Source organism: Thermodesulfovibrio sp. 3907-1M (assembly GCF_040450955.1).
Classification (GTDB): domain Bacteria; phylum Nitrospirota; class Thermodesulfovibrionia; order Thermodesulfovibrionales; family Thermodesulfovibrionaceae; genus Thermodesulfovibrio; species Thermodesulfovibrio autotrophicus.
Map to the genome: position 1 here is coordinate 1702454 of NZ_CP144373.1, position 23764 is coordinate 1726217.

Genomic DNA, 23764 nt, shown 5'->3' on the forward strand with positions numbered 1-23764 from the left:
AAATTGCTCAGATGTCAACTATTTCATATTTACCCAGTCCAAAGCTTGTTCCTTTGCCTATATGAAGAATTTCACCAGCTTTCAGAAAAGGTATAAATGGAGCAAGACTGCCTTCATAGGTAATCTCGCCAATGACACCACCGAGTTTCATTCTGGTATTTTGCCTTGATGAGTATCTCTCCCAATCATACCAGCGAATGTTTTCGTTTAAAATTCTGACTTTTTCTGCTTTTTCAATCAATGATTTTACATCAATTTGAGGCGGCTGTTTTCCGCAGTGAAAGTAACAAAGAAGAGTGAGTCTTCTTAGGAGTGAGCGAATAAGAATGTGAAAATCAAGCTTGTCTATAAGTTTCCGCTCATACTTTATTCTGATGGGAGTAAGGATATGTAAACATAACTTTGTATAATTTTTTTCACTCACTTCTTTAGGTTGTAGTATCAGGTTTCTAACATTGGTTGATAAAATCTTTGAAATACTGAATTTACCCCTGCCTTTGCCAATTCCCACATACCCAAGTTCTTTAAATGTAAAAGCAAAATATGGAGCGTAATCTATAGCATCTCCAATGAGTATTACCTTGAAGTTGAGTTCTTCTTCAGGCTGAAACGTATTTTTTCTGCTTAATGGTGGCTCAAAAATAAAGGGATGAGGAACTTTCTCATACTTATGCATGTTGAGAAACTCAGATGCTCCATCAGATACGGTTTCAAATACATAAGCATAAATGCATTTTCCCTTAAGAGGACATTCTACGCAATTATATCGCTTAAGAACGCATGTAATCTGTCGGAAAACATTTCCAAAACCTCCTCTGAAAGCAGAACCCTTGAAATCTGGCAGTTTTAGCTCGGTTTCAGCTTTTATAGTAAATTCAAGAATTTTATAGTTTATCTGCATTTACAACCTCAAGCATAACCCATCCAAAAGGTATTGTTTGACTGAGATTGTCTGGTCCCTTATCAGTACTGGCAAGCCAGATAGTGGTTGCTGTTCTGTCCCATCTTGAACCTTTTGCTGTTTTTATTTTTATTTTTCTTACGCTTTTTATAGTAACAGCCTCTGCACCAGAGTGCTTTCCGATGCGAATAAGAAAATATCTCCTTTTAATAGCATCTATAAATGGCGATATATTGGGCATTCTAAAGCCTTTATTTTTACGCAAATCAATTTCACCGTTAAAGATACCAGCGTAATGTGCATGGGCTTTAAGAAGAAGATTAAGAAAGTTAAGAGGTTCTCTTATACCAGAGTTTTCTAAAGGACTGTCTAAGCTTACATTGCCTCTAAAAATACTGCCTTCAGGAATAACTTCCAGAGGAATTGAAAGTGCTGAAACAGATGCTCTGAGTTTATTTACATTTATCTGATAGATAATTTTTGTTTTGACCTCATTGATAGGCTCAAAATCTGAAATTTTCAAAAGCCTGAAAGGATCTGTGGACATTTTCCCTTTAAGAATGCTCTCTTCAAGTTGTTCAGGACTTCTGGGATTGGCATTTTCTATTAGAGCCGTTTTATTTTGTGATTCTTCAAGTAGTCCTTCAAGATAACCAGTTCTAAGAGAACCCTTTACAGAACTTCCAGGAATCAGAGGTGTTTGTGTATAGGCATTAAAAAAGGTTCTTGGAATATCAAATTCGTTGAAATTTCTTAAAATCTTTCCTTCCTCTCTTAATTGCTTTACCTCTCTATATCTTTCAGCTAACTTTTTTGGAATTGGAATAACTCTGCCATTTATTTTTCCTTTGCAACTGGCATAAAATCTATATAATTCAACAAGAGCTGTGGCTGATAGCTTTTCAGATATTCTTTTGAGTTCCTGCAATTCTTCATCTGTAAGGTTTTCTATGAATTGCCATAGATTAAAGTGGATCATTGTGCTATTGTCCGTATCTATGACAAACTCTGTAGGTTTATAACTCTCATCACAGCCAATGTGAACAGGACTTAATACATGAAGTTTTACTTCGTAAATCATTATCGCACCTCCACAGGTAAAACCAGGGAGTATCCCTGTGTTACTGTTTCAGGGACTGTCTTTGAGAGATTTCTTACACTCATGCCGATGTAGGGTTTCTGAGTGTATTGTGCTGGAATTATTACCGCTGCTTCATCAGCAAATATCACCGGATTTTTGAATGGATTTTTTGACTTTGCAAGGAAGCTTCCATGGCGTCCAAATCTGATAAAAGGAGAAAAGTAGATTTCCTTAACTTCTTCTTTCTTTGGAACAGAAGGAGCAAGGGTGTATAGGGCATTGAAATTTTGAGAAGCATTTGAAAGCTGAATTTCTTTGCTTTCTATTACCTCAAACTTACCATATCCAACAGTTGCATCCTTGCCAAATCCATATTTCCCTACTCTTGATAATGCTTCTTCAAAGGAATCAATGGTTATGTCTTGTCTTATTCCTGCAAATATGGCAAGCTCACAGTTGAAGTAAAATCTGTCAACCGTGTATGGATTAAAAGGGGGTTCACCTGTTGTGCCGCTAATTCTATTTATGGTGCATCTTGTCTGAGTATCTTCCTCTATAAAGTTTATTTTTTCGTATTCAATCTCGTTCAGTGGTTTAAGAGGTATTTCAAAGGCAAAGTAGTTTTTGCTCTTTAATTCCTTTCTTTTTTGCACAAATTCTTCCTCTGTGAGTTTAAAAAGCTTAAACAAAGGCAATGATGGACGTTTCAGATAAATTTTTTCATCTATAAAAGGGAAAGCAGAGGATACAATTATAAAGGGATTTTCCTCATAGTCTTTGAGAAGCTCCTTGAGAGGTTTTCCAAAAAGTTGAGGGTCATAAACTGCCTGCCAGCAGAGATGTCCAAAGAGGCTATCTCCTTTAATAGGGCTTCCAAAGCCTGTTAGAGGTTTTATTTTTACAATATAAGTTTTCAAATTTACCCCCATAGCTTTAAAGAGTTAAATTTTTCCCTTATTTGTTTATCGTAAAATTGGAACTCAATTTTTCCGTATCCACGACTTCCTGAACCTCCAAGAGAGTCCATCTCAAGAAGTTTCAACCCTGTAAGTAAATAGTTTTCAAAGAGCTCTTCATCTTCATCGTCAAGAATTTTAAAGTAAACTTCAAAATCAAATTTAGCGCCTGCTGGAACTCTCTCAATAAATCTTGGATCCTTTGCTGTTCCTGTAATGCGATTTATTCTGTTTTCAGATTTTACTTCTATGTAACTCCACTGTTTTTCTTCAGCTTCTTTTTTGAAATCTTCACTGAGGCTACAGTCACTGAAAGATACCCTCGTTGGTCCAAACTCTACAAGTAATTCTTCATCAGATGCAGCTGAACCAAATACTTTGAGTATGTTTTTTATGTGTTTTTTAACATCGCCGTTTGCTCTTCTGTAAAGTTCGCAGGAGGCAAGACCACCAGATTTTTTGTAATCTTCAGTTTTTGCAGATTCTGCAACAACACCGTAGTAGTATTCAAGAAGACTTCTTATTTTGCCTTTTAGTGATGAGCCAGGAATGTAGGGTTCCTGGGTATGGGGGTGTTTTATCACAGGATTGTCTGTGCCTCCTATCTGCATTTCCATGTTGCCTGAGCCAATGTGAAGTCCTGTTCTAAGAATTATTTTGCCTTTGATTGTTTTGATTTCCTTTAGTTTCATCGGCTGCCTCCTTTATCTAATTTTTCATCGTAGTATTTGTAAAAGCCCATGAAGGCTTCAAAAAATTTTACAAAGACATCAAAGTCTCTTTTATTTTTAATCTGACTTAACGCTTTTTGTATAAACTCTCTAAAATCTTCTGTGATAAGTTTTCTTCCTTCAGCATAATATGCTTTGGCATTAAGAATCTTAATGTAAGGAAGCATTTTCTGGAATTCTTCCTCGTTTTTTACTCTTCCATGAAAGATTAAAACTTCATCGTAAAACTTTCTAAGCTGGGAAATTTTGTTTCTGTCTTTATTGTTTTTACCTGCTGTTTTAATTTGCTCTGCCCATTTATTCGCTACCTCTGAGAACAGTTCTGGATTAACAAGACCTTTAACTTCATCTTTCCAGAATTTGATTTCTGGTAGTTTAGTATTCATGCTTTCCTCCTCATGTAAATTGTTTGCCATAAGGGAATCCTGAAGGATTCCCTGTATTTTTCTATCCAGATTACGAGTTTTGATAGGACTTCTTCTACTGTTTTAATTCTCTCTTCTCTGTTTTTCCCTTTTGCAATGTTTCTTGTGGCAAAATAATGAAGTTTTGCTCTCCATATTAGAGGATTAAGTTTTTCATGGATTAATTGTCGTTTCAGTATCTCTTTCTCCTCTTCAGCAAGCTGTCTCAGCTCGTTTAGTTTATACAGGAAAGAAATGGTTATAAGTTCGTCATCAAACCAGCTTTCCAGTTCCTGTCTAATTTTTTCCAATTCTTCAATACTGCTCCATTCAACAGGACAATTAAATATTGTTATCTTGTTTTTCCCACTATTTTTTGCTTTTTCCAGTGCTTTCTCTGAAGCTTCAGCCATTTTGAGCACAGGGGTTTCAGGTTGAGTAATATATACTCCTGCTGAGAGAGTAATTTCACTGTTGTTACAGCAGTATCTGTAAAAATCCTCTGACAGTCTCATTGAAAATCTCGTTATTTCACTCCACGGAGCAATGAGAAAGAGGTCATCTCCTCCGGCAAAAATTGTATAGATGTTTTTAAACTCTGTTTTACAAAGATATGGTAGATAAAGTGTAAAAAAGAGGTTAAGCTGGCGTGAAAGTGCTGCATATCTTGAGAAAGTTCTCTTTTCAGGTCTTAATCCTTTAGTAAATATGGTTCCGAGATTATCAATGTCGGCTTTAAAAACTCCCAGAGCATCCACTCCATTCATCCCCTGCTCTGTTTTCTGTAAAGCAAGTCTTGCGATATGATGAAAGTTAAGAATTGCCTGGTTTTGAATAGCTTCAATAGTTTCTTCTTTATCTGATTCTCCATAAGTTATTTTTTCAATCTCATTTTTATATTCTGGGGTAAACCTTGGAACATAGCCGTTTATAAGTTTAATTGAAACAAAATCATCAAGAATATTCTCATTTTTCCAGAGAGAATTAATGTTCCAGTAATGAATTATTTTGTTCTGTCTTACGAGTTCTGAGAGTCTTCCTGGGAGAAAACTTACCTGATACTTATCAAAAACTGGCATTTTTAGTGTTTCGTGAAGTTCTGCATCAGCTGTTGCTACAACAAGAGTATCTTTCTTAACAAGATTTTCCCCAATTTTTACGTGATCATGACAGATATCACATAGGTAGTCTTCATTTATTTGATTTTCAAGTTTTGCTGCTCTTCGATTGCAAAGGGAACATACTCCAGCATCGGAAAATGTATCAAGATATCTTGCAGTAGATTTAGTGCCTCCATATAGAGTAAGATCTAATTTTTTGAGTTTTCTTTCCTCAGATGCATTTCCAATCGCTCTTAAAACTCTACCAAGACTGTCTCCGCTACAAATGAAATCATCTGGTGAGGCTTCAATCCAGCTCAGACCAATGCTTACCTCTCCATAAAAGTTTTTTACAAGCCAGTGGTTTATTTCATCTTCTGCTTCTTTCACTGCATTAATATGTTTTTCAGTGTTGGGGGCTAAAATTTTGAATTTTCCTGCTGCATTCGTAACAATTGATGTGAAAGGTAAGTTTAGTTTGTCAAGGATAAAATCTGCAGCAAGCTCACTTAATAGAGAAACATAAAAGGATCTACCTCTCAGTAATTTTGCTGCATGTTTAGCAGTAGAGCCACCTTCTGAAAATATAAAATCCTGAATTCCGTAAAAATTTCCCTCAATTAAAAGAAATTTCTTGATATCTCTTGCTTTTATTGAATTTTCATCCATTGAATCTGTTGAGAGATGATAAAGATACATGGCAATTGCTAAAGCAGAAGTAAGTCTTCCATGATCATAAAGAGAGATATCTGAAATAATCTCTTCAAACCTGCCTTGAGCCTCTTTAAGTGTGGCTGATGGGATCAATGTTGTGAAAACAAAAAGTGCTGAATCAAGATGTTCCATCCAGAGTCTGGGAGAGTCTTTATGAGGGAGATTCTTAAAAACTTTAACAAATTTCTGATAAAGCTCAGAATAAGCCTGTCCCGTAACATTCTGTTTCTCTATGGGGAAAATATTTACGGGAGAAATTTCTCTTACAGGATAGGAAAAACGGAACTCCTGGGAGCTAACTGCTTTCCAGTTTTCGGTAATAGAAATATCCTCAAATATTGACAGTAAAGGAATCTCCTTTGCTTTTCTCACACTTTCTTCTTTTTCTTCAAATTCTCTTCTCTCGATGCCACTGCTTATGCAATCAGCTTCCTGAATTATTATTTGTTCTGGAGAATCTGAGTCTGGTCTGTGGTGTTTTGCGCATAGATTTACGATAGAATCTTTTGGAGAGGAATATTCTGTAAATTGGCTAGGAAAGTATTCGCTCATTTCATCAATAAAGTAAGCTGTATAGAGAGCATGCTTGTGAGTATAATGCCAGTGGGTTTTTGGTTGATATAGTGCTTGATTATTATCTATGTATTTCTGTGGTATCTTCAATTCAGCCCTTTCCATGAATTTTCCGATGTCATGCAGCATGCCTGCCAAAGCAATTTTTAAGATTTTAAAGCTCATAACTTTTCTCCTTGCGTCTTATTGAGTCATTTCAAATCTATTTTATCTTAAGTTTTTTCAATTTTTTTTCAAAAACAATGTTGCTGCAATATTTTTATTTAATTTTTATTTTTCTTCTGTCAACAGCAATACCATAGGTAGTTGCACCATATCGCCTAATAGAGTTAATTTTGCAATGTATAGCTTTATCGGGTAGAGCCTGAAAAATTGAATTATTTATTTTGCTTATGTAACTTCTTATAGTGTATAGACTCAGTTTTTTTCTTATTTTTTCCTCTACTTCTTCCGCTGAAACTAAGGCAGGTTTGTAAGCTTCTGAATAAAACCTGGCAAACCATTTTACCAGAGGCTCCTCTGTAATCTGAATTAGCGATACATAGCAGTCAGTGCAGCTACTACAAACTCTTTTTCTGGTGCATGAAAGTTTTTGTTGAAGTAATGTGGCATACAGAGCAATGAAAGCTGGATTCAGGGTAAGGCAAACTCCTGCAATTTCCAGTTTTCGCTCTTTTACATCAAGAATTATTTCAGGCTGAAAGCCTCCAAGATTAATTTCTGATTGAGTCTCCCGTATGAGTTCTTTAAAGTTTTTTCCATGAAACTGAATCTTTCCAGAAAACCTTACAAAAGGAAGTTCCATAAGCTCAATTTTTGCTTTCTCTGTGCTTATTTCTTTTATTGTGCCGTCTTGAAGTCTGCACTTTATAAACTTTTCTTTTTTCGGTTTATAGAAAAACTCTGGATTTGATTCAAACTCTGGTGAAACAAGCACATGATAAAGCCTGTCATGTGGGCGTCCGAAAAGCTCCATTGCAGAGCCAAGATAAAAGCTCATTGTTTTTCTTCCACCTGTAAGAGAGCAATGAAGTCTTGTAGAACTGTCTTTTGTGAGCTCTTTTATTAAAGAGATGATTGTGTCGGCTGTTGCCTCGCTATGAGAAGAATCTCTTATGTCCTCAATTTCATTGTCATTTTTATCTTTTATTACAATGACCTGCGAAGGCTTGATTTCAACATAAGGGAGATTGTATTCAACGAGAAACTGTTTTAAAATTTCTTTTTTAATCAATGCATTTTCAATCTGTTTCCTGCCAACAGATGTTGTTATTATATATATCTCATCAATGTAAACTGGAGGCTCTTTATTGGCGAGAGCATAAAGGGTTTCTGTAATAATCTGAGGAGTTCCACCTATAACACAAACGAGAATTTCTTTAAATTTTTTCATTTGATTCAGCTATAAACAGTAACCCCCTGTTGGTTATCCACAGAGCTTTCTGTGATTCATCGGGTAGTCTTGCTATGAGTCCGTAAATCTCAAGTCTTTCAATTTCTTCTTCATAGTTTTTTTCCAGTTCTTCATAGTCTCTACTGGTGAAAACTCTTTTTTCTGCTAATTTTTTAAGAAGTTCAAGCTCTTTTCCTTTTGGAAGGTAAAATAGTTTTGGTAAAAATACAACTTCGTGAAATTCCTCGTTCATATAATAAATCTGGCAGTCTGTAAGAATTCCTGCCAGAGCAGTGGCAATTACATGGGCTTTAAGTCCTCCAGTGGGATTGAAAAATACTCTGTAACCCTGTTTCTTTTTTGTATTGGCAAGACAAATTAATCTGTCAAGAAGCTCTGAAATGCCGAGCTTAAATTTATCTATGGCGTAAGAAGGTTCATAATACTTTGCCTCCCAGAAATATCCGCTTATTTCATAGGGTGTATAAATTTCATATCCTGCATCCTTCAGAAACTGCTCAATTGCCAGTCTGCAGAGTTCATTTGATGCAGTTTTTGTGCCGAATAGATAAACTTCAATGGAATTCGGGGATTTTCCCTCAACAACCCTTAAAAATGTATTCATCTCAGCAGAGTTTTTCATTGGTGAGCTTTTCAGGAAGTTCACAAGTTTATGAATTTCAATGTCAGAATTGAGAAGCTTCTGCCAGTAATCTTCGTCAGAAATTTTTCTCTCAGGAAAAATTCCTGCTTTCTGCGCATTTGTTAAAAGAGATATACCTGTACTTATTATGTGAAGCTCTTTCATTGCTTTAAGAATTTATTTATTAAAAACATAGATGGCTAAAAAAGTCAAGAGATTTTGATTTATGTTTGCGATTAGTTCAGGTCTTTTTATAAATGTGAATTATTAAAAAAATAGCACCTGCGATGCTTAATCCAATACCAGTCATTGCTTGATTCATAATTCTTTCTGGTGTTGCCTCTGAAGGGACTGAAAACAGAATAAAGTAGCCAATCAAAATAAGAACAATACCTACAAGAAGCATAGATTTCACAATTTTCTAAAAAGGATAGCGTCTGGCATAGTTAATATTAGCAATGTTATCGGAAGTAAGTCAATTTGAAGTTGCGCCTGAATGTTGTCATTCTAGAGCTTGCCCCGAGTAATAGCAGTGTCTGTCCAAGGAATCTCTACTTTTTACGCCTGCTGTTTCAGATTATTTTTTTTAAAGTTATTGAGTATCCTTTTAAAAGCCTCAACCAGAATAACCCTCCGTAGGTTTTTAAGTTCTTGATTATCAGGATAGAGCTTAAGCCCCTCTTCAGTTGATTTTGCTGCTTCACTTAAGTATTCAAATCTGTCAAAGTGTTTCCCAAGATTGAATAAAACAAAAGCATCATACTGAAAAACCTGAGGTATAGGAATTCTTTTCTTTTCAGCCTCTGCCCACTCTAAAAAATCGAGCAAAAACTCTTTATTTTTGTCAATATCCTTCAATGCATTCTCAGCGCTGTAAAACATATACATTGGCATAGCCCAGTTTCTTAAATAAATATTTTCTTTTGCAGGAATCAGGTTTTCAATGTAAGCCTGTTTTCCTTCAGAGTAATCTATATACCATATAACGAGCTGATTATAGGCAATAAAGATTTTTACTATGAAAACTGAAAAAAGTAGAAATAAAACTGAAACTGTTGCCACTGATATAACCTGTAGAATTTTTTTAATTCTTAACTCAGTTTTCTTTAAAAAATGAGATGTTGCAATTGCACCAATAAGCAAAAAGGCAAACCAGTGAGCCACTGAAAGATGAAGGGGATACTCAAGCATCATATGAATTGAAAAAGGTGTCAAAAGACCAGTATAAGCAACTGCCCGTGTTAAGCCAATTTTCTTACAAAACCTTAAAACCCCATATAAAAGAATTAAAAGCCCTGCAATTCCCATGCCTCCACTTTCTGCTACTATAAGAGAAAGCTCATTGTGAGGATGATGGGTATATTGATTTCCAGTTCCTTTATAATACTGAGGATGCAGTTTTTTAACCTTTGCCTGATAATACATGTAAAGACTACCAAAATTTGAAAATCCCTGTCCTGTGATCGGTTTTTCCCTGAACATCTCAAAGGATGTTTCATACATTAGAATTCTTTCTCTGTAGGAGATCTGTTCAGGATCAGAGAACCATTTTATTTTTTTCAATGCGAGTTTTTCTATACTAAGCTGATCCTGAATGGATAGAAGGAGAAATCCAGTTGAAAATCCTGCAATAAAAATCATTATCAAGACAAAAACAGTCTTTTTTATTGCTCTGTAATTTTTCCATCTGGATATAAAGATTAAAGTCATTGCAACTGCCACACCGAGAAGTCCTGTCCTTGACTCTGCAATAATAAGACTTAGTGATAAAACAAAGACTCCTGAAAAAAATAATATTTTTTTAGCCTTTGAAAAGCTTCTGAGCCATGCTGTTGAAATAAGGTAAAGACTTATAATAAGCCCTGTTGCTATCCATGATGCAAAAAGATTCTTTTGCTGAAATACTCCTCCAACCATTCCTGCCTCAGGGGATGGACTAACAGGAATGTATCTGTAAAGTCCGAAAAACTGGATTATTCCTATCATGGATTCAATTAAAGCGGATAAAAATATCAAAAAAAGAATAAAAAGCTTCTGTCTTACTGTGAGTTCATATTGAATAAGTGCAAACCAGAGAACAAATCCGCCAGAAAGCCATGCTGAGCTTATTAAAAAATAATCAAGATTTCTTATTGGGTTGAAAACTATGCTACCAATCCACAGAGCAATAAAAAGAAGAATGTATATTTTTAGCGGAGAGTCTTTTATAGTTTTGCTTCCGATTACTTTCAATCCTGCAATAAAAACAACTGCTCCTGAACAAAACCATATGACATATTCAACCTGCTTTGCAATAACTCCTCCAATATTTGGAAGGAATATATGCATTATAAATAAAAAAACAAAACTCAGAATAAAAAGCAGGATTCTTTCAGCTGAAAGCTTATTAATTTTAAGAAAGGGAGGCATACGCCTCCCCTAAGTTTTTATGGTTTTCTGTCAAAGTAGTAAACAAGGGCTTTCATTGCGGAACTCCAGTCAGTAGACGTATTCTGTATACCCGTTGGTGTCATTATCCACGTGCCCGAATTAAAAGTAGCACTAGTTGCACCTCTTACTACGCCAGAGCCAGCATCAGTTGTCCCATCAATTGATGTATCAAAGGCTTTAAAGAACTCTAACTCATCGTCAGTGATGCTCCCATTACACGAACCTCCTGTCCCTGGACATATTACAAGGACATTCTTTTTGGGAGTACCACCATCATTTCCCAGACCAACATAAAAGCTGAAACTTCCAAGGGTTACTGGATTATCAGTATCACTAAGCAACTTGGAGTTTGTAACAAGGTCCTGATGGACATCAGGTGTTCCTGTTCCATCATTTATGATTCCATTTTTATCGGGATCTCCAGGGAATCTTCCATTTCTGTCAAAAAATGTCCATGTGGCAACTTCAAATTTTCTGCCAGCATCATTGATAAATTTCTTATGTCTTGCATTCTGAATCAAATCCTGTCCCTTTAGCACTGCACCGAGAATGATTCCAATGATCACAAGAACAATTGCTAACTCAACAAGAGTAAAACCTCTGTTACTTCTTAAATACTTCATAACCTGACCTCCTTTTTTGATTTTGTTCATGCAAATTCAATGCCACTTACTTCAGAATATCAATACAAAGCAACATAACAAAAAATGTCATTGCATTAACAGGAGGCCGGTTGCGTCACTCGGAATCTGTCATAACCACCATGACGCCCATATTGGCAGTTATGACATCCTTCCTCCAGAGTTCCTCTCACCTCCTTTCTTAACTAAACCAGCAACTCTACAATAAATTCAATTTTTTGAGAATCTCTGCCAGATCCTGTCTTTCCTTTGAATACTCCTTTAATGCAGTAATCCAGTCTCCCACCCTGTATTTTGCCTCAATTTCTTTCATTGCTTCTTCTTTTGCATTCTCCTTAAAAGTTTTTCTATCCCATAAGAGTAATCCTACAAATACTCCGCATAGTCCTCCAAATACTCCAAGCATTCCTATCATAAGATTTTGCATGAATTCAAGCCGTTTGTCAATCTGTTCAAATCTCTTGTCAATCTGTTCAAATCTCTTGTCAACAGATTCTTTGAACTCCTTTAAGGTCGTCTCAAGCCTTATCAGTCTTTCCCTGTCTTCCTGAGAGAAATCCTTTGCAAAAACTGCTGAGCTAGTAAAAATCAGAAAAATCAATAAAATTGTGGTGAGTGCGCTGGAAATTTTCTTTTCAAGCTCTATCATGCTTCAATTTTAATAAAAAATCAATTATATTGGCAACAGATTTTTTATTAATTTTCAAAGATACTTCAAGATAGCATAGCTCTGGTTTCAAAATCTTATCCTTTATCTTTACGAAATCCTTTTTTGTTGTGATAAGGAGTTCTGAGTCTCTGGCAAGTTTTTCAATTTTTTTAATAGTTTTTTCAGTGTATCTCTTGTGGTCAATAAATTTTTTCTGTCCGATAATTTTAAGATTAAGCTTGCTTAGGCAGTCTATGAAGCTCTGAAAATTGCCAATCCCTGCAAAGGCAAAAGCTCTTTTACCATCTGGTTGAATGTCTCTGCCATCCCGGTTTTTAATTCCTTCAATTTTTATTGGTGCAAAATGTATTTCCTTAGCTCCATATGCTTTGAGTTTGTCTTTCAAAGTTTCATTTTCTTTTTTTGTTATAAATATCATGTTTGCTTCAAAGATTTCATTGAGTGGAGACCTTAAAGGTCCAGATGGAAGCAAACGGAAGTTTCCAAAACCTTTATATCCATCAACGAGTAAAATGTTTAAATCTCTGTAAAGCTTCCAGTGCTGAAATCCATCATCAAGAATAAATACTGCTTTGTTATGTTCATCAAATCCGAATTTCTCAATGGCATACACTCCAGCAGCGTATCTATCAGCACCTTTTACTACTTTAAGACCTTCCATAGCCATCATCAATGGCTCATCTCCGGCATCCTCTGCATTCATATCTTCAGAGACGATTACAGGTCCTTTTAGCCTGCCTCTATATCCACGGGTAAGAATAACTGGCTCATAGCCTGCTTTTTTTAACTCCTTTGAAAAAGCGATTGTAAAAGGAGTCTTCCCTGTTCCTCCAACTGTCAGATTTCCAACGCTGATTACAGGAAATGGAAGCTTTTTCTGACAGTTTAGGAGTTTCTTTTTTTTACGAAGGTAAAAACATAGATAAAGCCTTTCAAAAATATTCATTTTTCCAGAAGACGCCATTTACGAGCTTAACGACAGGCTCGCTTTCGTAAAATTCAATTATATTAACACAGGCAAAATCCTGCTCAATTCTAAATATGTTTTCAAGGGGCATTCCAAGAAGATTGCATAAAATTACTCTGTTTATTCCTCCATGGGCTGTGATAAAAATCTGGCTGTTTTTATGGTTTTTAATAATCTTCTTTAATGCCTCAGTAGCTCTCTTGCTTACCTCTATGGTGGATTCACCTTCTGGAGGTGAAAACTGTACTGGATTGAGCCTCCATCTTTCAAAGTCATCAGGATAAAGTGATACTATTTCATTTATGCTTAAGCCTTCCCATTTTCCAAAGCTTCGTTCCTTTAAAAGCTCCTCAGGTCTTACTTTTAATGAAAGAGTTTTGCTTAAAATTTCTGCTGAAGTAATGGCTCTTTTAAGGGGTGATGAATAGATTACTTCAGGCTTGAGATTATATTTTTTTATGTACTTCTTTAAAAAATTGGAAACTTTCTCAATCTGAGCCTCTCCTTCTTTGCTTAACAGAACATCAATGTGACCTTTATAGACTTTTCTTGCTCCCTCTGTTTGTCCATGTCTCAAAAGATAAATTACTAATGTTGGATTCATCAGTATTCAATCCCCCTTCTTGCATTTATTCCTCTTTCAAAATAGTGTTTAATCTTCTTCATCTCTGTAACTAAATCTGCCTTTTCAATAAGCCAGTCTGGTGCATTTCTTCCAGTAATTATAAGCTCTGCATCTTGGGCAAGGGCTATAAGATTTTGCACCTGCTCCTTTGAGATTAAGCCTGTGTTTAATGCTACAGTAAGTTCATCAAGCACTATCAAATCGTAATGTTCTTTTTTAGTAAGAGTTTCAATCTCTTTAATACATTCCACTACAACACTTATTTGAGAAGGTAAAGGCTTTCCATAAACAAAGCCGGTGCTACATCGGTAAACTTTAATCAAATCCGGAAATTTCTGAAATACTTCAATCTCTCCTGTGTGAGCACCTTTTATAAACTGGACAAACAAAACTTTTAAACCGTTTCCAACTGCCCTTATCGTAGCTCCTACTGCTGCTGTTGTTTTACCCTTTCCATCACCTGTGTAAACCTGAATCATTAACTGACTCCTAAAATCTTTGTCAATCCCTTTTTAATAAGGCTTACAGCAATGGCACTCAAAAGTAAAGCCATAACTTTTGCAAAGGCTTTTATTCCGTGAACTCCCATTACTTTTATTACAAAATCTGCTTTTTCAAGCATTACCCATGCAATCAAAAGATTAAGAGAAAGGGAAAAAATCACAATCGGATATCCGTAACTTCCTGCAAGAATAATTAGTGTTGTAAGAGTAGCAGGACCTGTAAGCAGGGGTGTTCCTATGGGAACAACTCCAAGAGTGTCAGTTATTGAAAGCTCTTTTTTTAGTGTTAGAATATCTGAGATTGAAAGAATTAAGAGAAGAATCCCTCCAGCAATCATGAAGTCTTCAAGCTTTATTCCAAGCAGAGAAAATATGAAGTTTCCCAGAAACAGAAAAGAGATTGCCACAAGAAAGGCTGTAATTACAGACTGCCTTGCAATGTGTTTTCTTTGAGCCTCTGGAATGCCTTCAACAAGTGAGATGTAAAGAGGCAGAATTCCAGGTGCATCAATTGCCACAAAAATGGGTATAAATGTGAGTAAAAATGTCTTTATTATTTCCACTTATTCTTTTTCTTCTTTTTCCTTTTCTTGTTCTTCCTCTTCAGTTTTTACTGTTACATCTTTTACAAAGTCAGGACATCTCTGCCCTGCTTTAAGGGAAAACTGTTTCTGGCATGTTGCCCTCCATGCACAGATAATACACATTGGTTTTTGCTCTGCCATTGCTACCTCCTAAGGTTTTATTAGCGACTGTTTAAAATTTCAATAACCTCCACCTTCACTAAGGAGTACAAACTGCTTTGACTGTGGATGACATTTTTCAATTGCGAGTCTGACAAAGACAGACATAGCACTCTTCTCCACCTCCTTAAAGTTGTCATCCCGAGCTCTTTTGTATCCTGAGCTTTTTTGTCATTCCGAGCCTGCCCATACTTTGTCATTCCGAGCCTGCCCATACTTTGTCATTCCGAGCGAAGCGAGGAATCTCCTTTTTTCAGTATCTGAACAAATCAGAGATTCCTCGGGTGGGATGCCACCCTCAGAATGACAAAATAGAATTTCTTTATATCATATTCTTTTGCGAGCTGATGAGTTGTCATAACTCAATTATTTCTCCAAATTTATAATCAGGCTTTAATTCCCAATAATACCCGCCTTTAGTGTAAATCTTCCTTGCACCAAGAGTTTTTAGTTTTATTTTAAGTGTTTGCAGATATTTTTTGAAAAAATCATCTCTGTCAAATGAAAGCTTTTCAATAAAATCAAAGTATTTCTGCCTGTATTCCATGCTTTTATTATACCTTAACAGTGTTTGAAATGTGATTTTTTAAAAATTTTTCCATTTCATTCATCAATTTTTCTGCAATCTTTACTCTTTCAAGATATGACAATCTCCATTGGGAGATTGTATTGAGAAGCTTTAAAACTCCCTGAGACAGCATATGAGATTCTCTGTTGGAAGCGCATTTTTTGCAGATTACAAAACCATCGGAATAAAAGGACTCTCCATTTAAAGAACCACGGCAGACTCCACAATGGCTGAAATCGGGAAGATAGCCGAGAATTTTTAATGTCTTTAGTTTAAGAAAAACAATGTAGTTTTCTGCCCTTTGCGTGTTCTCCATAAAAAAAAGAGTTTCTAAAAAAAGAGAGAAAATTTCATGATTTGGCTCTCTTTTTGGAAGAATATCTAAAAAGAGGCTTAAAACCTCTGACAGCTTTAAGAAGAGCCTATAGTTTTCCCTTATTGTCTGGAAAGGCTTTATTATGTCGGATTGAATTATTTTCTGAAGTTTATCTTCTTTCCCGATAAATGAGATTCTTGCATAGGTTAAAGGTTCAAAGGAACTTCCCCAGCGGCTTTTTATTTTGCGAGGGCTTTTTGCAAAAAGATTTATTAATCCAAAATCTTTACTGAGATAAGTAACGATTAAATCTGCCTCGGCATAGTCTGTATTTTTGAGGACAATTCCTTCAGTGGAATAAATCACTACATTATATTGCCAAAATCTTCAGGTTTAAGATTTTTGAGCCACTCTTCAAGCTCATCTGCTTTTCTCAACTCAAAGATTCCTTCCTCAACAAATATTGGCGCCTGAACCCTTAAAGCAATGGCAACAGCATCAGAAGGGCGAGAGTCAATAGCTCTTTCTCTTACTCCGTCGTGAGCATATATTAGAGCATAATAAGTATTGTCAATTAAGTCAGTTATAACAACTTTTGTAATCCGAACTTCAAGTTCCTCAAGAATGTTTTTTATCAGATCGTGCGTTAAAGGTCTTGGAGTAAGCACCTTACCAAGTGCCAGTGCAATTGAGTCAGCCTCTGGTTTGCCAATCCATATGGGAAGGGTTTCATCTCCATCTATCTGTTGAAGTAACAGAATATACATTCCACTTCTTGGATCAAATAACAATCCTTCTACTTTCATCTCAATTAACATCTCAATACCCCAGTGATTTTAATATTATATCTCTTTGCCTCCACTTTTTTCTAACTTTTACCCAGACTTCAAGAAAAACTTTTGTTCCCAGAAATCTCTCAATATCAAGCCTTGCCTCTTGAGCAATTTTTTTCAACCTCTCACCCTTTTCCCCTATTATAATAATTTTCTGTCCTTCTCTTTCAACATAAATATTTGCTCCAATTTTGAGCAGTTTTTTTATTTCTTCCCATTTTTCTATTTCAACAGCCACTGAATAAGGAATTTCATTATAAGTGTATTTCATAATTTTTTCTCTTATGAACTCAGCAACCATAAATCTTTCTGCCTGATCAGTAAGCATATCCTCTGGATAAAGCTTCGCAGAGTCTGGAAGATAAAAAATAATTCTGTCAAGCAGGCGTTCAATCCCGTCGTTTTTAAGGGCAGAAATGGGAATTATTTCCTTGAATGGATATAAATCTTTATACAGATCTATTAAAGGAAGAAGGCTCTGCTTTGAGATTGTGTCTATTTTATTAATTGTGAGAATAACAGGTTTATTGAGCTTTTTTAGTTTTTCAATAATTGAAAATTCAGTTTCAGAAGGATTCACTGGTTCTACCATGAAAACTATTAAGTCAACCATGTCCATTGCCTGATGAGATTCTTTAACCATAAATTCACCAAGTTTATGTCTTGGTTTGTGAATTCCAGGTGTGTCAACAAAGATAATTTGAGCATGGGGAAGATTTTTTATTCCAATGATTCTATTTCTTGTTGTCTGAGGCTTTTCAGTCACGATGGCAATTTTCTCTCCAACAACTGTATTCAGAAGTGTAGATTTACCAACATTTGGTCTTCCAATTATTCCAACATATCCACATTTCATCTAAGTTCTTCCACTGCTTTGCGTATTCTATTGATGCCTTTTGATATATTTTCCATGCTTGTTGCATAGGATATTCTTACATATCCTTCAGCACCAAAGGCAGAACCTGGAACCACAGCGACAAGAGCTTTCTCAAGAAGGTAGATGCTTAAATCCATTGATGAATTTATTCCGTTTTTGCCAAGAATTTTTTCTACATTTGGAAAAGCATAAAAAGCACCTTTTGGCATTTTGCAGGAGACTCCTGGAATGCTGTTTAACTCTTTGACAAGATAGTCTCTTCTTTTTTCGAACTCCAGACGCATCTGTTCAACACAATCCTGAGGTCCTCTCAGTGCTGCCACTGCTGCTTTCTGGGCAATAGAGGTTGGATTTGATGTGGACTGACTCTGTATTGTCGTCATAGTTTTTATAATCTCTTGAGGTCCTGCTGCATATCCTATTCTCCAGCCAGTCATTGCGTGGGATTTACTCAATCCATTTACAACGATAGTTTTATTCTTAACCTCTTCACTTAAAGAGGCAATACTTATGTGTTTTTCACCATCATAAATCAGTTTTTCATATATCTCGTCAGAAATAATGTAAAGATTGTGTTTTAAAGCAATTTCTGCGATCTGTTCCAGGGCTTTTTTTGTGTAAATGAAACCAGTAGGATTTGATGGTGAGTTAAGAATAATTGCTTTTGTGCGCGAAGTAATCTTTTCTTTTAAAACCTCGGGATGAAGCATAAAATCATATTCTTCCCTTGTTTCAACAATTACAGGCTGGGCATCATTAAGTAAAACCTGATCAGGATAAGAAACCCAGTAAGGAGCGGGAATTATTACTTCATCCCCTGGACCAAATAATGCCTGAGCAATGTTATACAAAGAATGTTTTGCACCTGAGGACACTAAAATGTTTGCTTTTTCATACTTTAATCCATTGTCTCTTTCAAGTTTTTCAATTATTGCCTCTTTGAGCTCATCAATTCCACCAACAGGAGTATACTTTGTAAAACCATCTTTGATTGCCTTTATTGCAGCCTCTTTAATATGTTCAGGAGTATCAAAGTCTGGCTCTCCAACTCCAAAATTTACAACATCCATTCCCTTTGCTTTTAATTCCTTAGCTCGGCTGTCAACGGCAAGAGTTGGTGAAGGTTTAATTTTTTTTGTTCTCTCTGCTAACATGCCTCCTCCTTAATATATTTTCTTTTTGCACGGCTTCCTAAGGAAGTTAATACTTCATAGGGTATAGTTTCTGCCCATCCTGCAATATCCTGAGCTGTAATTTTTTCATTTCCTGATTCTCCAAGCAAAATTACTTCATCGTCAATTTCTGTATCTGGCACATCTGTAAGGTCTATCATTGTAAGATCCATGCAAACTGTCCCTACAACAGGCACCTTTTTACCTCTCACAATAACCTTTGCTCTGTTAGTTAATTTTCTGAAGTATCCATCAGCATATCCCACAGGAATAACTCCAATGAGAGAGGCTTTTTTTGTTATAAAGGTTCTTCCATAACTTATTGGTGAACCCTTTGGAAGCCTTCTTATGTCAATAATTTTTGTTTTAACTTTCATGCATGGTTTTAATTCTTTTTCAAAGTTTTGACTGTATCCGTAAAGCATCAAACCAGGTCTTATTGCATCAAACAAAGCCTCAGGATATATAATTCCATGAGAGTTTGAAATGTGGAAAACAGGATTAATTTCAAGATTGCTAACGCATTTTTGAATCTCCTGAAATCTCCTTATTTGTTCTGTTGTCCATTCTTTATTTTCAGCCTCTGAAAGATGACTCATAACACCCTCAATTTTTATATTTGGTAACTGAGCAATTTTTTTAATTGTTTTGCATGGTGCATTATAAATTCCAAGTCTTCCCATGCCTGTCTCAACTTTAATATGAACAGGGAGAGCAACTCCTTTTTTCTGAGCCTGTTTTGAAAGAGCCTGAGCCTGTTTAAAATCAAAGACCACTGGAGTAAGATCGTATTTAAATATACCTTCCACTTCTCTGTCAAAGAGAACAATAATTTTTGATTTTATTCCTGATTCTCGTAATATAGCAGCTTCTTCTAAAAAAGCCACTCCAAAGGCAAAGCATCTTTTTTCAAGAGCACGGGCAACCTCTACTGCTCCATGTCCATAGGCATCTGCTTTTACAATTGCTATTATCCGGCAGGATGGATTAATTGGCTTGAGGACAGCTTTAACTGTATGAAAGTTGTGAATTAATGCTTTTAAATCTATCTCTGCTTCAAGAAGTCTCACATCTATTTTTTCTCTTCATCCTTTTTTGGAGTTACATCAATCTCATCCTTTTCAGATGTTGCTTTTTTAAAGTTCCTTATAGCCTCGCCAATTCCTTTTCCAATCTGGGGCAGTCTTGTTGCCCCAAAAAGAATAACCACTATTATAAGAATTAGCATTAATTCCTGTGTTCCTAACCCAAACATCTTTTGCCTCCTTTTTCAAGAAATTTTAAGTCTTCTTCTGTGTTTACATTAATAAAAGATAACCCTTCTTTATCTAAATTTGCAACATCTACTGTCTGAGCATGAATATCTTCAATAAGTCTAATCATGCTTAGTTTGTCTTCTTTAAGTAAATTTTCTAATTCATTCAGAATCTCTTTTGAATAAATCCCTGGTAAAGGATAAATCTTTTCCTTATAACAGGAAACAGTTATGTTGTTTTTCTGACTACGATGTTTTTCACCAAGAAAATAAACGATTTCCTTTTTAACAAAGGGCATATCGCAGGCAAAAGCAAAGACATCGTATTTTGAGTTCTTCAATGCCACATGAATTCCTGCCAAGGGTCCTTTAAAGGGATAAATATCTCCAAGCAGAGGAAAGCCTGTATAAAAATATGCTTCAGGAAAGTTTGTAACAATGAAAAGCTCTTCAAATATTTCTTTCAAGTTTATGAGAAGAATTTCAATAAGTTTCTTGTTATTCAAAGAAAGCAAACATTTATTTGTTTTCATTCGTGATGATTTTCCACCAGCAAGTATTACACCTGTCAGAGGCAGTTTAGATGACAATTGCACCGAGATATCCTACAACCTTATCATAGTCTCTGCTAACCTCAGCAGAGGTTGCGTATTTAATAATTTGAACTTCCTTTGCACCAAGAAGCTTTGTTGCCTGAAGCATTACTGTGGTAGGAATTACTCCACACATTGATATCCCATGCTCTAATACAGCGTTGTAAAGTCCCTCTGGATCAAAGGCTTTAATTTTTTCAATTGCCAGGGAGTCAACCTTTCTTGCCAGATCATCGGGTAAATAATGGCTCATATCTGTGCTTGCAATAATAACAACTTTATCCTTAACAGCAAGCTCTTCCACTGCTTTAGCAATGCACTGTGCTAAACTGAGACTGTCTTTAAGTGAAAGCATTTTCAATGTTATAGGTACAATCTGAGCCTGAGGGTTTAGCTTATAAATAAAAGGGAGCTGAACTTCAAGTGAATGCTCGTAAAGATGAGCCTGAAGGTCTTCTGTAGCAGAAGAATTTTCTATGATTTTTTTCGCAAGTTCTTCATTTATCTTTAAACTTCCAAGAGGAATTTCCCACTGTCCTTCAACCATCAGAGAAATATCTGCTCCATACCCTGTATGGTTTGGTCCAAGAAGAATAAACGTTTCACCAGGAGAAATTCTTGAGTATACAGCACCTGCTACATGACCTGAATAAACATATCCTGCATGAGGACATATGGCACCACGAGCCTTCAGTTTTGCCTGTGGGGTCATGTATTCTTCCACTTCATATAAAAGTTCTTTAGGATTTGATGGATAAAAATATCCTGCAACTGCTGGCTTTCTTCTAAGCATTTTAGACTTCCTCTTGTATTTCTGTGCCTGTGTACTTGTCTGTATAATCAAGGAATCTTGTATAATCATCAAGAAAAGTAAGATACACAGTGTCAGTAGGTCCATTTCTCTGCTTTGCCACTATTACTTCAGCTTTGCCTTTGTTGGCAGAGTTTTTCCTGTTGTATACTTCGTCTCTGTAAAGAAAGATTATTACATCTGCATCCTGTTCAATTGCACCTGATTCTCTTAAGTTTGCCAGAGTAGGTCTTCTATCAGAAGTTTTTTCCACTGAGCGATTAAGCTGACTCAATGCAATGACAGGAACTTTTAACTCCTTTGCCATAGCTTTGAGTGAACGGGATATATCAGCTATTTCCTGCTCTCTTACATCATATGAGTTTCTGCTTCTCATAAGCTGAAGATAGTCTATGATAACCAGTCCAAGCCTGCCTTTTTCCATTTTAAGCCTTCTTGCCTTTGCCCTTATCTCAAGAACACTCATCTGAGAGGAATCATCTATGTAAATGGGTGCTTCACTAAGTTTAACAGCAGCATCTGTAATTCTTTCCCAGTCTTTCTTACTTATAAAGCCCTTTCTGAGACTTGTGGAATTTACCATTGCAATGCTGCTAAGAAGCCTCATTGCGATTTGCTCCTTTGACATCTCAAGGCTGAAAAAGGCAACAGGCTCTCCAAGCTCTACTCCCACATGCTGGGCAATGTTTAATGAAAAAGCTGTTTTTCCCATTCCAGGTCTGCCACCAATAATTATCAGATCCCCAGGCTGAAAACCTGAGGTTAACTCGTCAAGGTCCTTGAAACCTGAAGGAATGCCTGTTATTACTGCCTTTCTCTCATACATGCTCTCTATTATCTTGAAAGTATGTTTCACCACATCTTTCATATGATAAAAGCTTGTATTTGTTCGTTTTTCTGAAATTTCAAAGATTAATCTTTCAGCATAATCAATCATTTCCTCAGCATCCTCAGGCTCTTCATAAACTTTTGTAACGATCTCAGTGCAGGCACGAATAATAGCCCTCAGCAAAGCCTTTTCTCTGACAAGTCTGGCATGATATTTTATATTTGCTGCTGTAGGAACTACTGTGGTGAGATTTCCTAAATAACTAACTCCTCCAGCCTCTTCAAGCTCACCTTTGTCCCTTAAATGTTCTGTAAGAGTGATGAGGTCAATTGGCTCATTTTTATCAAAAAGTTCAAGCATTGCCTGATAAATTTTTCTGTGCCTTTCACTATAGAAATCTTCTGGTGAAACTATTTCAATTACTTTAGTTATTGAGTCTCCTTCAAGAATTATTGCACCAAGAACAGCTTGTTCAGCCTCAAGGCTCTGAGGTGGTAGTCTGAGGGCAGTAGCATCTATTTCCTTTAAATAAGCCATTATTCTCCTACAACATTAATCTTTAATTTTGCACTGACATTTGAATGGAGTTTAACCTCTACTTCATGCTCTCCCAATCTTTTTATGGGCTCTAAGATGTTGATTTGTCTCTTGTCGATTGAAAAACCATGATTTTGTAAAGCTTCTGCTACATCTTTTGCTGTAATGGAACCAAAAAGTTTCTGGTCTTCCCCAGCCTTTGCTTTAATTGTAAGTTCAAGAGCACTGAGTCTTTCTGCTACTGATTCTGCATCCTGACGCTTTTTCTTTGCTTCTTCTTCAATTTTTTTCTTTTGATACTCAAGAGCTTTTAAGTTTTTTTCATCAGCAATTAATACAAGCCCTCTTGGCAGAAGATAGTTTCTTGCATATCCATCTTTTACATTGATAATCTGTCCTGCTTTACCCAATCCATGAACATCTTCTTTGAGAATTACCTTCATTACTGCCTCCCAAAAAATTTTTTCACTTAAATATATCATACCATATGCACAAATAAGTATAGGAAGTGTGACTATTTTGAGCTCAGTTCTTTCATGATTTTCAATAATGCTTTTTTTAATTCAGCGTCAGAAAGTTTTCTGTAAAGTTCTATAAGAATAACTTCATCTTCAGAATAAAATTTCCTTTCCTTTTCATATACTTCATGGAAAAATACGCTTACGGGAACATCAAGGGCTTTTGCTATATCAATAAGCCTTTCTATTGTAATTTTTGATTTCCCTTTTTCATACTTCTGAAGCTGTTGATAGGTTATTCCAATCCTGTCGGCAAGTTCCATCTGAGAAATCCCTTTTGCCTTTCTCAACTTCTTTATTGTTTCACCTATTTTCATCAACTTAAAACATTAAATCTTCAACCCCTTCAAAATCTATCAATATTTAGTTGTAAAAATATT

General features: G+C 35.8%; 29 protein-coding genes. All 29 read right to left on the reverse strand.

The window, feature by feature from the left end; all coding sequences use genetic code 11:
- Window positions 1-7 precede the first annotated feature (7 nt).
- Window positions 8-901, reverse strand: a complete 894-nt coding sequence (gene cas6 / locus V4D30_RS08810) for a CRISPR system precrRNA processing endoribonuclease RAMP protein Cas6 (RefSeq protein WP_353683955.1) — start codon at window positions 899-901, stop codon at window positions 8-10.
- Window positions 885-1982, reverse strand: a complete 1098-nt coding sequence (gene csm5, locus V4D30_RS08815; protein WP_353683956.1) for a type III-A CRISPR-associated RAMP protein Csm5 — start codon at window positions 1980-1982, stop codon at window positions 885-887. Before csm5 ends, cas6 begins: the two co-directional genes overlap by 17 nt.
- Window positions 1982-2899, reverse strand: coding sequence for an RAMP superfamily CRISPR-associated protein (locus tag V4D30_RS08820; protein ID WP_353683957.1), 918 nt, complete (start codon window positions 2897-2899; stop codon window positions 1982-1984). Before V4D30_RS08820 ends, csm5 begins: the two co-directional genes overlap by 1 nt.
- 2 nt (window positions 2900-2901) lie before the next feature.
- Entirely contained in the window at window positions 2902-3630 is a 729-nt protein-coding gene (csm3, locus tag V4D30_RS08825; RefSeq protein ID WP_353683958.1) for a type III-A CRISPR-associated RAMP protein Csm3, read from the reverse strand.
- Complete coding sequence (csm2, locus tag V4D30_RS08830; protein WP_353683959.1) at window positions 3627-4055, reverse strand: type III-A CRISPR-associated protein Csm2; 429 nt, start codon at window positions 4053-4055, stop codon at window positions 3627-3629. Before csm2 ends, csm3 begins: the two co-directional genes overlap by 4 nt.
- Window positions 4052-6625, reverse strand: coding sequence for a type III-A CRISPR-associated protein Cas10/Csm1 (gene cas10, locus V4D30_RS08835; protein WP_353683960.1), 2574 nt, complete (start codon window positions 6623-6625; stop codon window positions 4052-4054). Before cas10 ends, csm2 begins: the two co-directional genes overlap by 4 nt.
- Window positions 6626-6719: 94 nt before the next feature.
- On the reverse strand, window positions 6720-7853 hold the full coding sequence (gene csm6, locus V4D30_RS08840; RefSeq protein WP_353683961.1) for a CRISPR-associated ring nuclease Csm6: 1134 nt from the start codon (window positions 7851-7853) through the stop codon (window positions 6720-6722).
- Window positions 7840-8661, reverse strand: a complete 822-nt coding sequence (locus V4D30_RS08845; protein WP_353683962.1) for a putative CRISPR-associated protein — start codon at window positions 8659-8661, stop codon at window positions 7840-7842. Before V4D30_RS08845 ends, csm6 begins: the two co-directional genes overlap by 14 nt.
- Window positions 8662-8737: 76 nt before the next feature.
- A complete protein-coding gene (locus tag V4D30_RS08850) occupies window positions 8738-8902 on the reverse strand; it encodes a hypothetical protein (protein ID WP_353683963.1) in 165 nt (54 codons plus the stop codon).
- 152 nt (window positions 8903-9054) lie between these two features.
- On the reverse strand, window positions 9055-10905 hold the full coding sequence (locus tag V4D30_RS08855; protein ID WP_353683964.1) for a Wzy polymerase domain-containing protein: 1851 nt from the start codon (window positions 10903-10905) through the stop codon (window positions 9055-9057).
- 17 nt (window positions 10906-10922) lie between these two features.
- Window positions 10923-11549 (reverse strand): prepilin-type N-terminal cleavage/methylation domain-containing protein, encoded by a 627-nt coding sequence (locus tag V4D30_RS08860; RefSeq protein WP_353683965.1) that lies wholly within the window; start codon window positions 11547-11549, stop codon window positions 10923-10925.
- Window positions 11550-11766: 217 nt separating this feature from the next.
- Entirely contained in the window at window positions 11767-12216 is a 450-nt protein-coding gene (locus V4D30_RS08865) for a hypothetical protein (protein ID WP_353683966.1), read from the reverse strand.
- Window positions 12203-13183 carry a tetraacyldisaccharide 4'-kinase gene (lpxK, locus tag V4D30_RS08870; protein ID WP_353683967.1) on the reverse strand — a complete coding sequence of 327 codons (981 nt, stop codon included), beginning with the start codon at window positions 13181-13183 and terminating at the stop codon, window positions 12203-12205. The genes V4D30_RS08865 and lpxK overlap by 14 nt, the downstream gene beginning before the upstream one ends.
- Window positions 13170-13808 (reverse strand): histidine phosphatase family protein, encoded by a 639-nt coding sequence (locus tag V4D30_RS08875; RefSeq protein WP_353683968.1) that lies wholly within the window; start codon window positions 13806-13808, stop codon window positions 13170-13172. The genes lpxK and V4D30_RS08875 overlap by 14 nt, the downstream gene beginning before the upstream one ends.
- Window positions 13808-14308: a cob(I)yrinic acid a,c-diamide adenosyltransferase gene (locus tag V4D30_RS08880; RefSeq protein ID WP_353683969.1), complete on the reverse strand. Its 501-nt coding sequence runs from the start codon at window positions 14306-14308 to the stop codon at window positions 13808-13810. Before V4D30_RS08880 ends, V4D30_RS08875 begins: the two co-directional genes overlap by 1 nt.
- Window positions 14308-14895, reverse strand: coding sequence for a MarC family protein (locus tag V4D30_RS08885; RefSeq protein WP_353683970.1), 588 nt, complete (start codon window positions 14893-14895; stop codon window positions 14308-14310). Before V4D30_RS08885 ends, V4D30_RS08880 begins: the two co-directional genes overlap by 1 nt.
- Complete coding sequence (locus V4D30_RS08890; RefSeq protein WP_353683971.1) at window positions 14896-15057, reverse strand: hypothetical protein; 162 nt, start codon at window positions 15055-15057, stop codon at window positions 14896-14898.
- A gap of 373 nt (window positions 15058-15430) precedes the next feature.
- The gene (locus V4D30_RS08895; RefSeq protein WP_353683972.1) at window positions 15431-15622 is read right to left on the reverse strand and encodes a hypothetical protein; all 192 of its coding nucleotides are present in this window, start codon (window positions 15620-15622) and stop codon (window positions 15431-15433) included.
- A gap of 7 nt (window positions 15623-15629) precedes the next feature.
- Complete coding sequence (gene recO, locus V4D30_RS08900) at window positions 15630-16325, reverse strand: DNA repair protein RecO (RefSeq protein ID WP_353683973.1); 696 nt, start codon at window positions 16323-16325, stop codon at window positions 15630-15632.
- Window positions 16325-16777, reverse strand: a complete 453-nt coding sequence (locus V4D30_RS08905) for a bifunctional nuclease family protein (RefSeq protein ID WP_059176716.1) — start codon at window positions 16775-16777, stop codon at window positions 16325-16327. The genes recO and V4D30_RS08905 overlap by 1 nt, the downstream gene beginning before the upstream one ends.
- A 1-nt stretch (window position 16778) precedes the next feature.
- A complete protein-coding gene (era, locus tag V4D30_RS08910) occupies window positions 16779-17648 on the reverse strand; it encodes a GTPase Era (RefSeq protein WP_353683974.1) in 870 nt (289 codons plus the stop codon).
- On the reverse strand, window positions 17645-18823 hold the full coding sequence (locus V4D30_RS08915) for a pyridoxal phosphate-dependent aminotransferase (RefSeq protein ID WP_353683975.1): 1179 nt from the start codon (window positions 18821-18823) through the stop codon (window positions 17645-17647). Before V4D30_RS08915 ends, era begins: the two co-directional genes overlap by 4 nt.
- Window positions 18817-19911 (reverse strand): alanine racemase, encoded by a 1095-nt coding sequence (gene alr / locus V4D30_RS08920; protein WP_353683976.1) that lies wholly within the window; start codon window positions 19909-19911, stop codon window positions 18817-18819. The genes V4D30_RS08915 and alr overlap by 7 nt, the downstream gene beginning before the upstream one ends.
- A gap of 2 nt (window positions 19912-19913) precedes the next feature.
- Complete coding sequence (locus V4D30_RS08925) at window positions 19914-20096, reverse strand: twin-arginine translocase TatA/TatE family subunit (protein ID WP_353683977.1); 183 nt, start codon at window positions 20094-20096, stop codon at window positions 19914-19916.
- Entirely contained in the window at window positions 20084-20686 is a 603-nt protein-coding gene (locus V4D30_RS08930) for a molybdenum cofactor guanylyltransferase (RefSeq protein WP_353683978.1), read from the reverse strand. The genes V4D30_RS08925 and V4D30_RS08930 overlap by 13 nt, the downstream gene beginning before the upstream one ends.
- Window positions 20676-21482 (reverse strand): AmmeMemoRadiSam system protein B, encoded by an 807-nt coding sequence (gene amrB, locus V4D30_RS08935; protein WP_353683979.1) that lies wholly within the window; start codon window positions 21480-21482, stop codon window positions 20676-20678. The genes V4D30_RS08930 and amrB overlap by 11 nt, the downstream gene beginning before the upstream one ends.
- Before the next feature lies 1 nt (window position 21483).
- Window positions 21484-22866 carry a replicative DNA helicase gene (dnaB, locus tag V4D30_RS08940; protein ID WP_353683980.1) on the reverse strand — a complete coding sequence of 461 codons (1383 nt, stop codon included), beginning with the start codon at window positions 22864-22866 and terminating at the stop codon, window positions 21484-21486.
- Window positions 22866-23309: a 50S ribosomal protein L9 gene (rplI, locus tag V4D30_RS08945; protein ID WP_353683981.1), complete on the reverse strand. Its 444-nt coding sequence runs from the start codon at window positions 23307-23309 to the stop codon at window positions 22866-22868. The genes dnaB and rplI overlap by 1 nt, the downstream gene beginning before the upstream one ends.
- Window positions 23310-23380: 71 nt before the next feature.
- Window positions 23381-23701 (reverse strand): helix-turn-helix transcriptional regulator, encoded by a 321-nt coding sequence (locus V4D30_RS08950; protein WP_353683982.1) that lies wholly within the window; start codon window positions 23699-23701, stop codon window positions 23381-23383.
- Window positions 23702-23764 lie beyond the last annotated feature (63 nt).

Excerpts from the sequence above, each read along its gene's own strand:
- cas6 (WP_353683955.1), bottom strand. The coding sequence starts at position 901 with ATGCAGATAAACTATAAAATTCTTGAATTTACTATAAAAGCTGAAACC.
- csm5 (WP_353683956.1), bottom strand. The coding sequence starts at position 1,982 with ATGATTTACGAAGTAAAACTTCATGTATTAAGTCCTGTTCACATTGGC.
- csm3 (WP_353683958.1), bottom strand. The coding sequence starts at position 3,630 with ATGAAACTAAAGGAAATCAAAACAATCAAAGGCAAAATAATTCTTAGA.
- csm2 (WP_353683959.1), bottom strand. The coding sequence starts at position 4,055 with ATGAATACTAAACTACCAGAAATCAAATTCTGGAAAGATGAAGTTAAA.
- cas10 (WP_353683960.1), bottom strand. The coding sequence starts at position 6,625 with ATGAGCTTTAAAATCTTAAAAATTGCTTTGGCAGGCATGCTGCATGAC.
- csm6 (WP_353683961.1), bottom strand. The coding sequence starts at position 7,853 with ATGAAAAAATTTAAAGAAATTCTCGTTTGTGTTATAGGTGGAACTCCT.
- V4D30_RS08845 (WP_353683962.1), bottom strand. The coding sequence starts at position 8,661 with ATGAAAGAGCTTCACATAATAAGTACAGGTATATCTCTTTTAACAAAT.
- V4D30_RS08850 (WP_353683963.1), bottom strand. The coding sequence starts at position 8,902 with ATGCTTCTTGTAGGTATTGTTCTTATTTTGATTGGCTACTTTATTCTG.
- V4D30_RS08855 (WP_353683964.1), bottom strand. The coding sequence starts at position 10,905 with ATGCCTCCCTTTCTTAAAATTAATAAGCTTTCAGCTGAAAGAATCCTG.
- V4D30_RS08860 (WP_353683965.1), bottom strand. The coding sequence starts at position 11,549 with ATGAAGTATTTAAGAAGTAACAGAGGTTTTACTCTTGTTGAGTTAGCA.
- V4D30_RS08865 (WP_353683966.1), bottom strand. The coding sequence starts at position 12,216 with ATGATAGAGCTTGAAAAGAAAATTTCCAGCGCACTCACCACAATTTTA.
- lpxK (WP_353683967.1), bottom strand. The coding sequence starts at position 13,183 with ATGAATATTTTTGAAAGGCTTTATCTATGTTTTTACCTTCGTAAAAAA.
- V4D30_RS08875 (WP_353683968.1), bottom strand. The coding sequence starts at position 13,808 with ATGAATCCAACATTAGTAATTTATCTTTTGAGACATGGACAAACAGAG.
- V4D30_RS08880 (WP_353683969.1), bottom strand. The coding sequence starts at position 14,308 with ATGATTCAGGTTTACACAGGTGATGGAAAGGGTAAAACAACAGCAGCA.
- V4D30_RS08890 (WP_353683971.1), bottom strand. The coding sequence starts at position 15,057 with ATGGCAGAGCAAAAACCAATGTGTATTATCTGTGCATGGAGGGCAACA.
- V4D30_RS08895 (WP_353683972.1), bottom strand. The coding sequence starts at position 15,622 with ATGGAATACAGGCAGAAATACTTTGATTTTATTGAAAAGCTTTCATTT.
- V4D30_RS08905 (WP_059176716.1), bottom strand. The coding sequence starts at position 16,777 with ATGTTAATTGAGATGAAAGTAGAAGGATTGTTATTTGATCCAAGAAGT.
- era (WP_353683974.1), bottom strand. The coding sequence starts at position 17,648 with ATGAAATGTGGATATGTTGGAATAATTGGAAGACCAAATGTTGGTAAA.
- V4D30_RS08915 (WP_353683975.1), bottom strand. The coding sequence starts at position 18,823 with ATGTTAGCAGAGAGAACAAAAAAAATTAAACCTTCACCAACTCTTGCC.
- V4D30_RS08925 (WP_353683977.1), bottom strand. The coding sequence starts at position 20,096 with ATGTTTGGGTTAGGAACACAGGAATTAATGCTAATTCTTATAATAGTG.
- amrB (WP_353683979.1), bottom strand. The coding sequence starts at position 21,482 with ATGCTTAGAAGAAAGCCAGCAGTTGCAGGATATTTTTATCCATCAAAT.
- dnaB (WP_353683980.1), bottom strand. The coding sequence starts at position 22,866 with ATGGCTTATTTAAAGGAAATAGATGCTACTGCCCTCAGACTACCACCT.
- rplI (WP_353683981.1), bottom strand. The coding sequence starts at position 23,309 with ATGAAGGTAATTCTCAAAGAAGATGTTCATGGATTGGGTAAAGCAGGA.
- V4D30_RS08950 (WP_353683982.1), bottom strand. The coding sequence starts at position 23,701 with ATGAAAATAGGTGAAACAATAAAGAAGTTGAGAAAGGCAAAAGGGATT.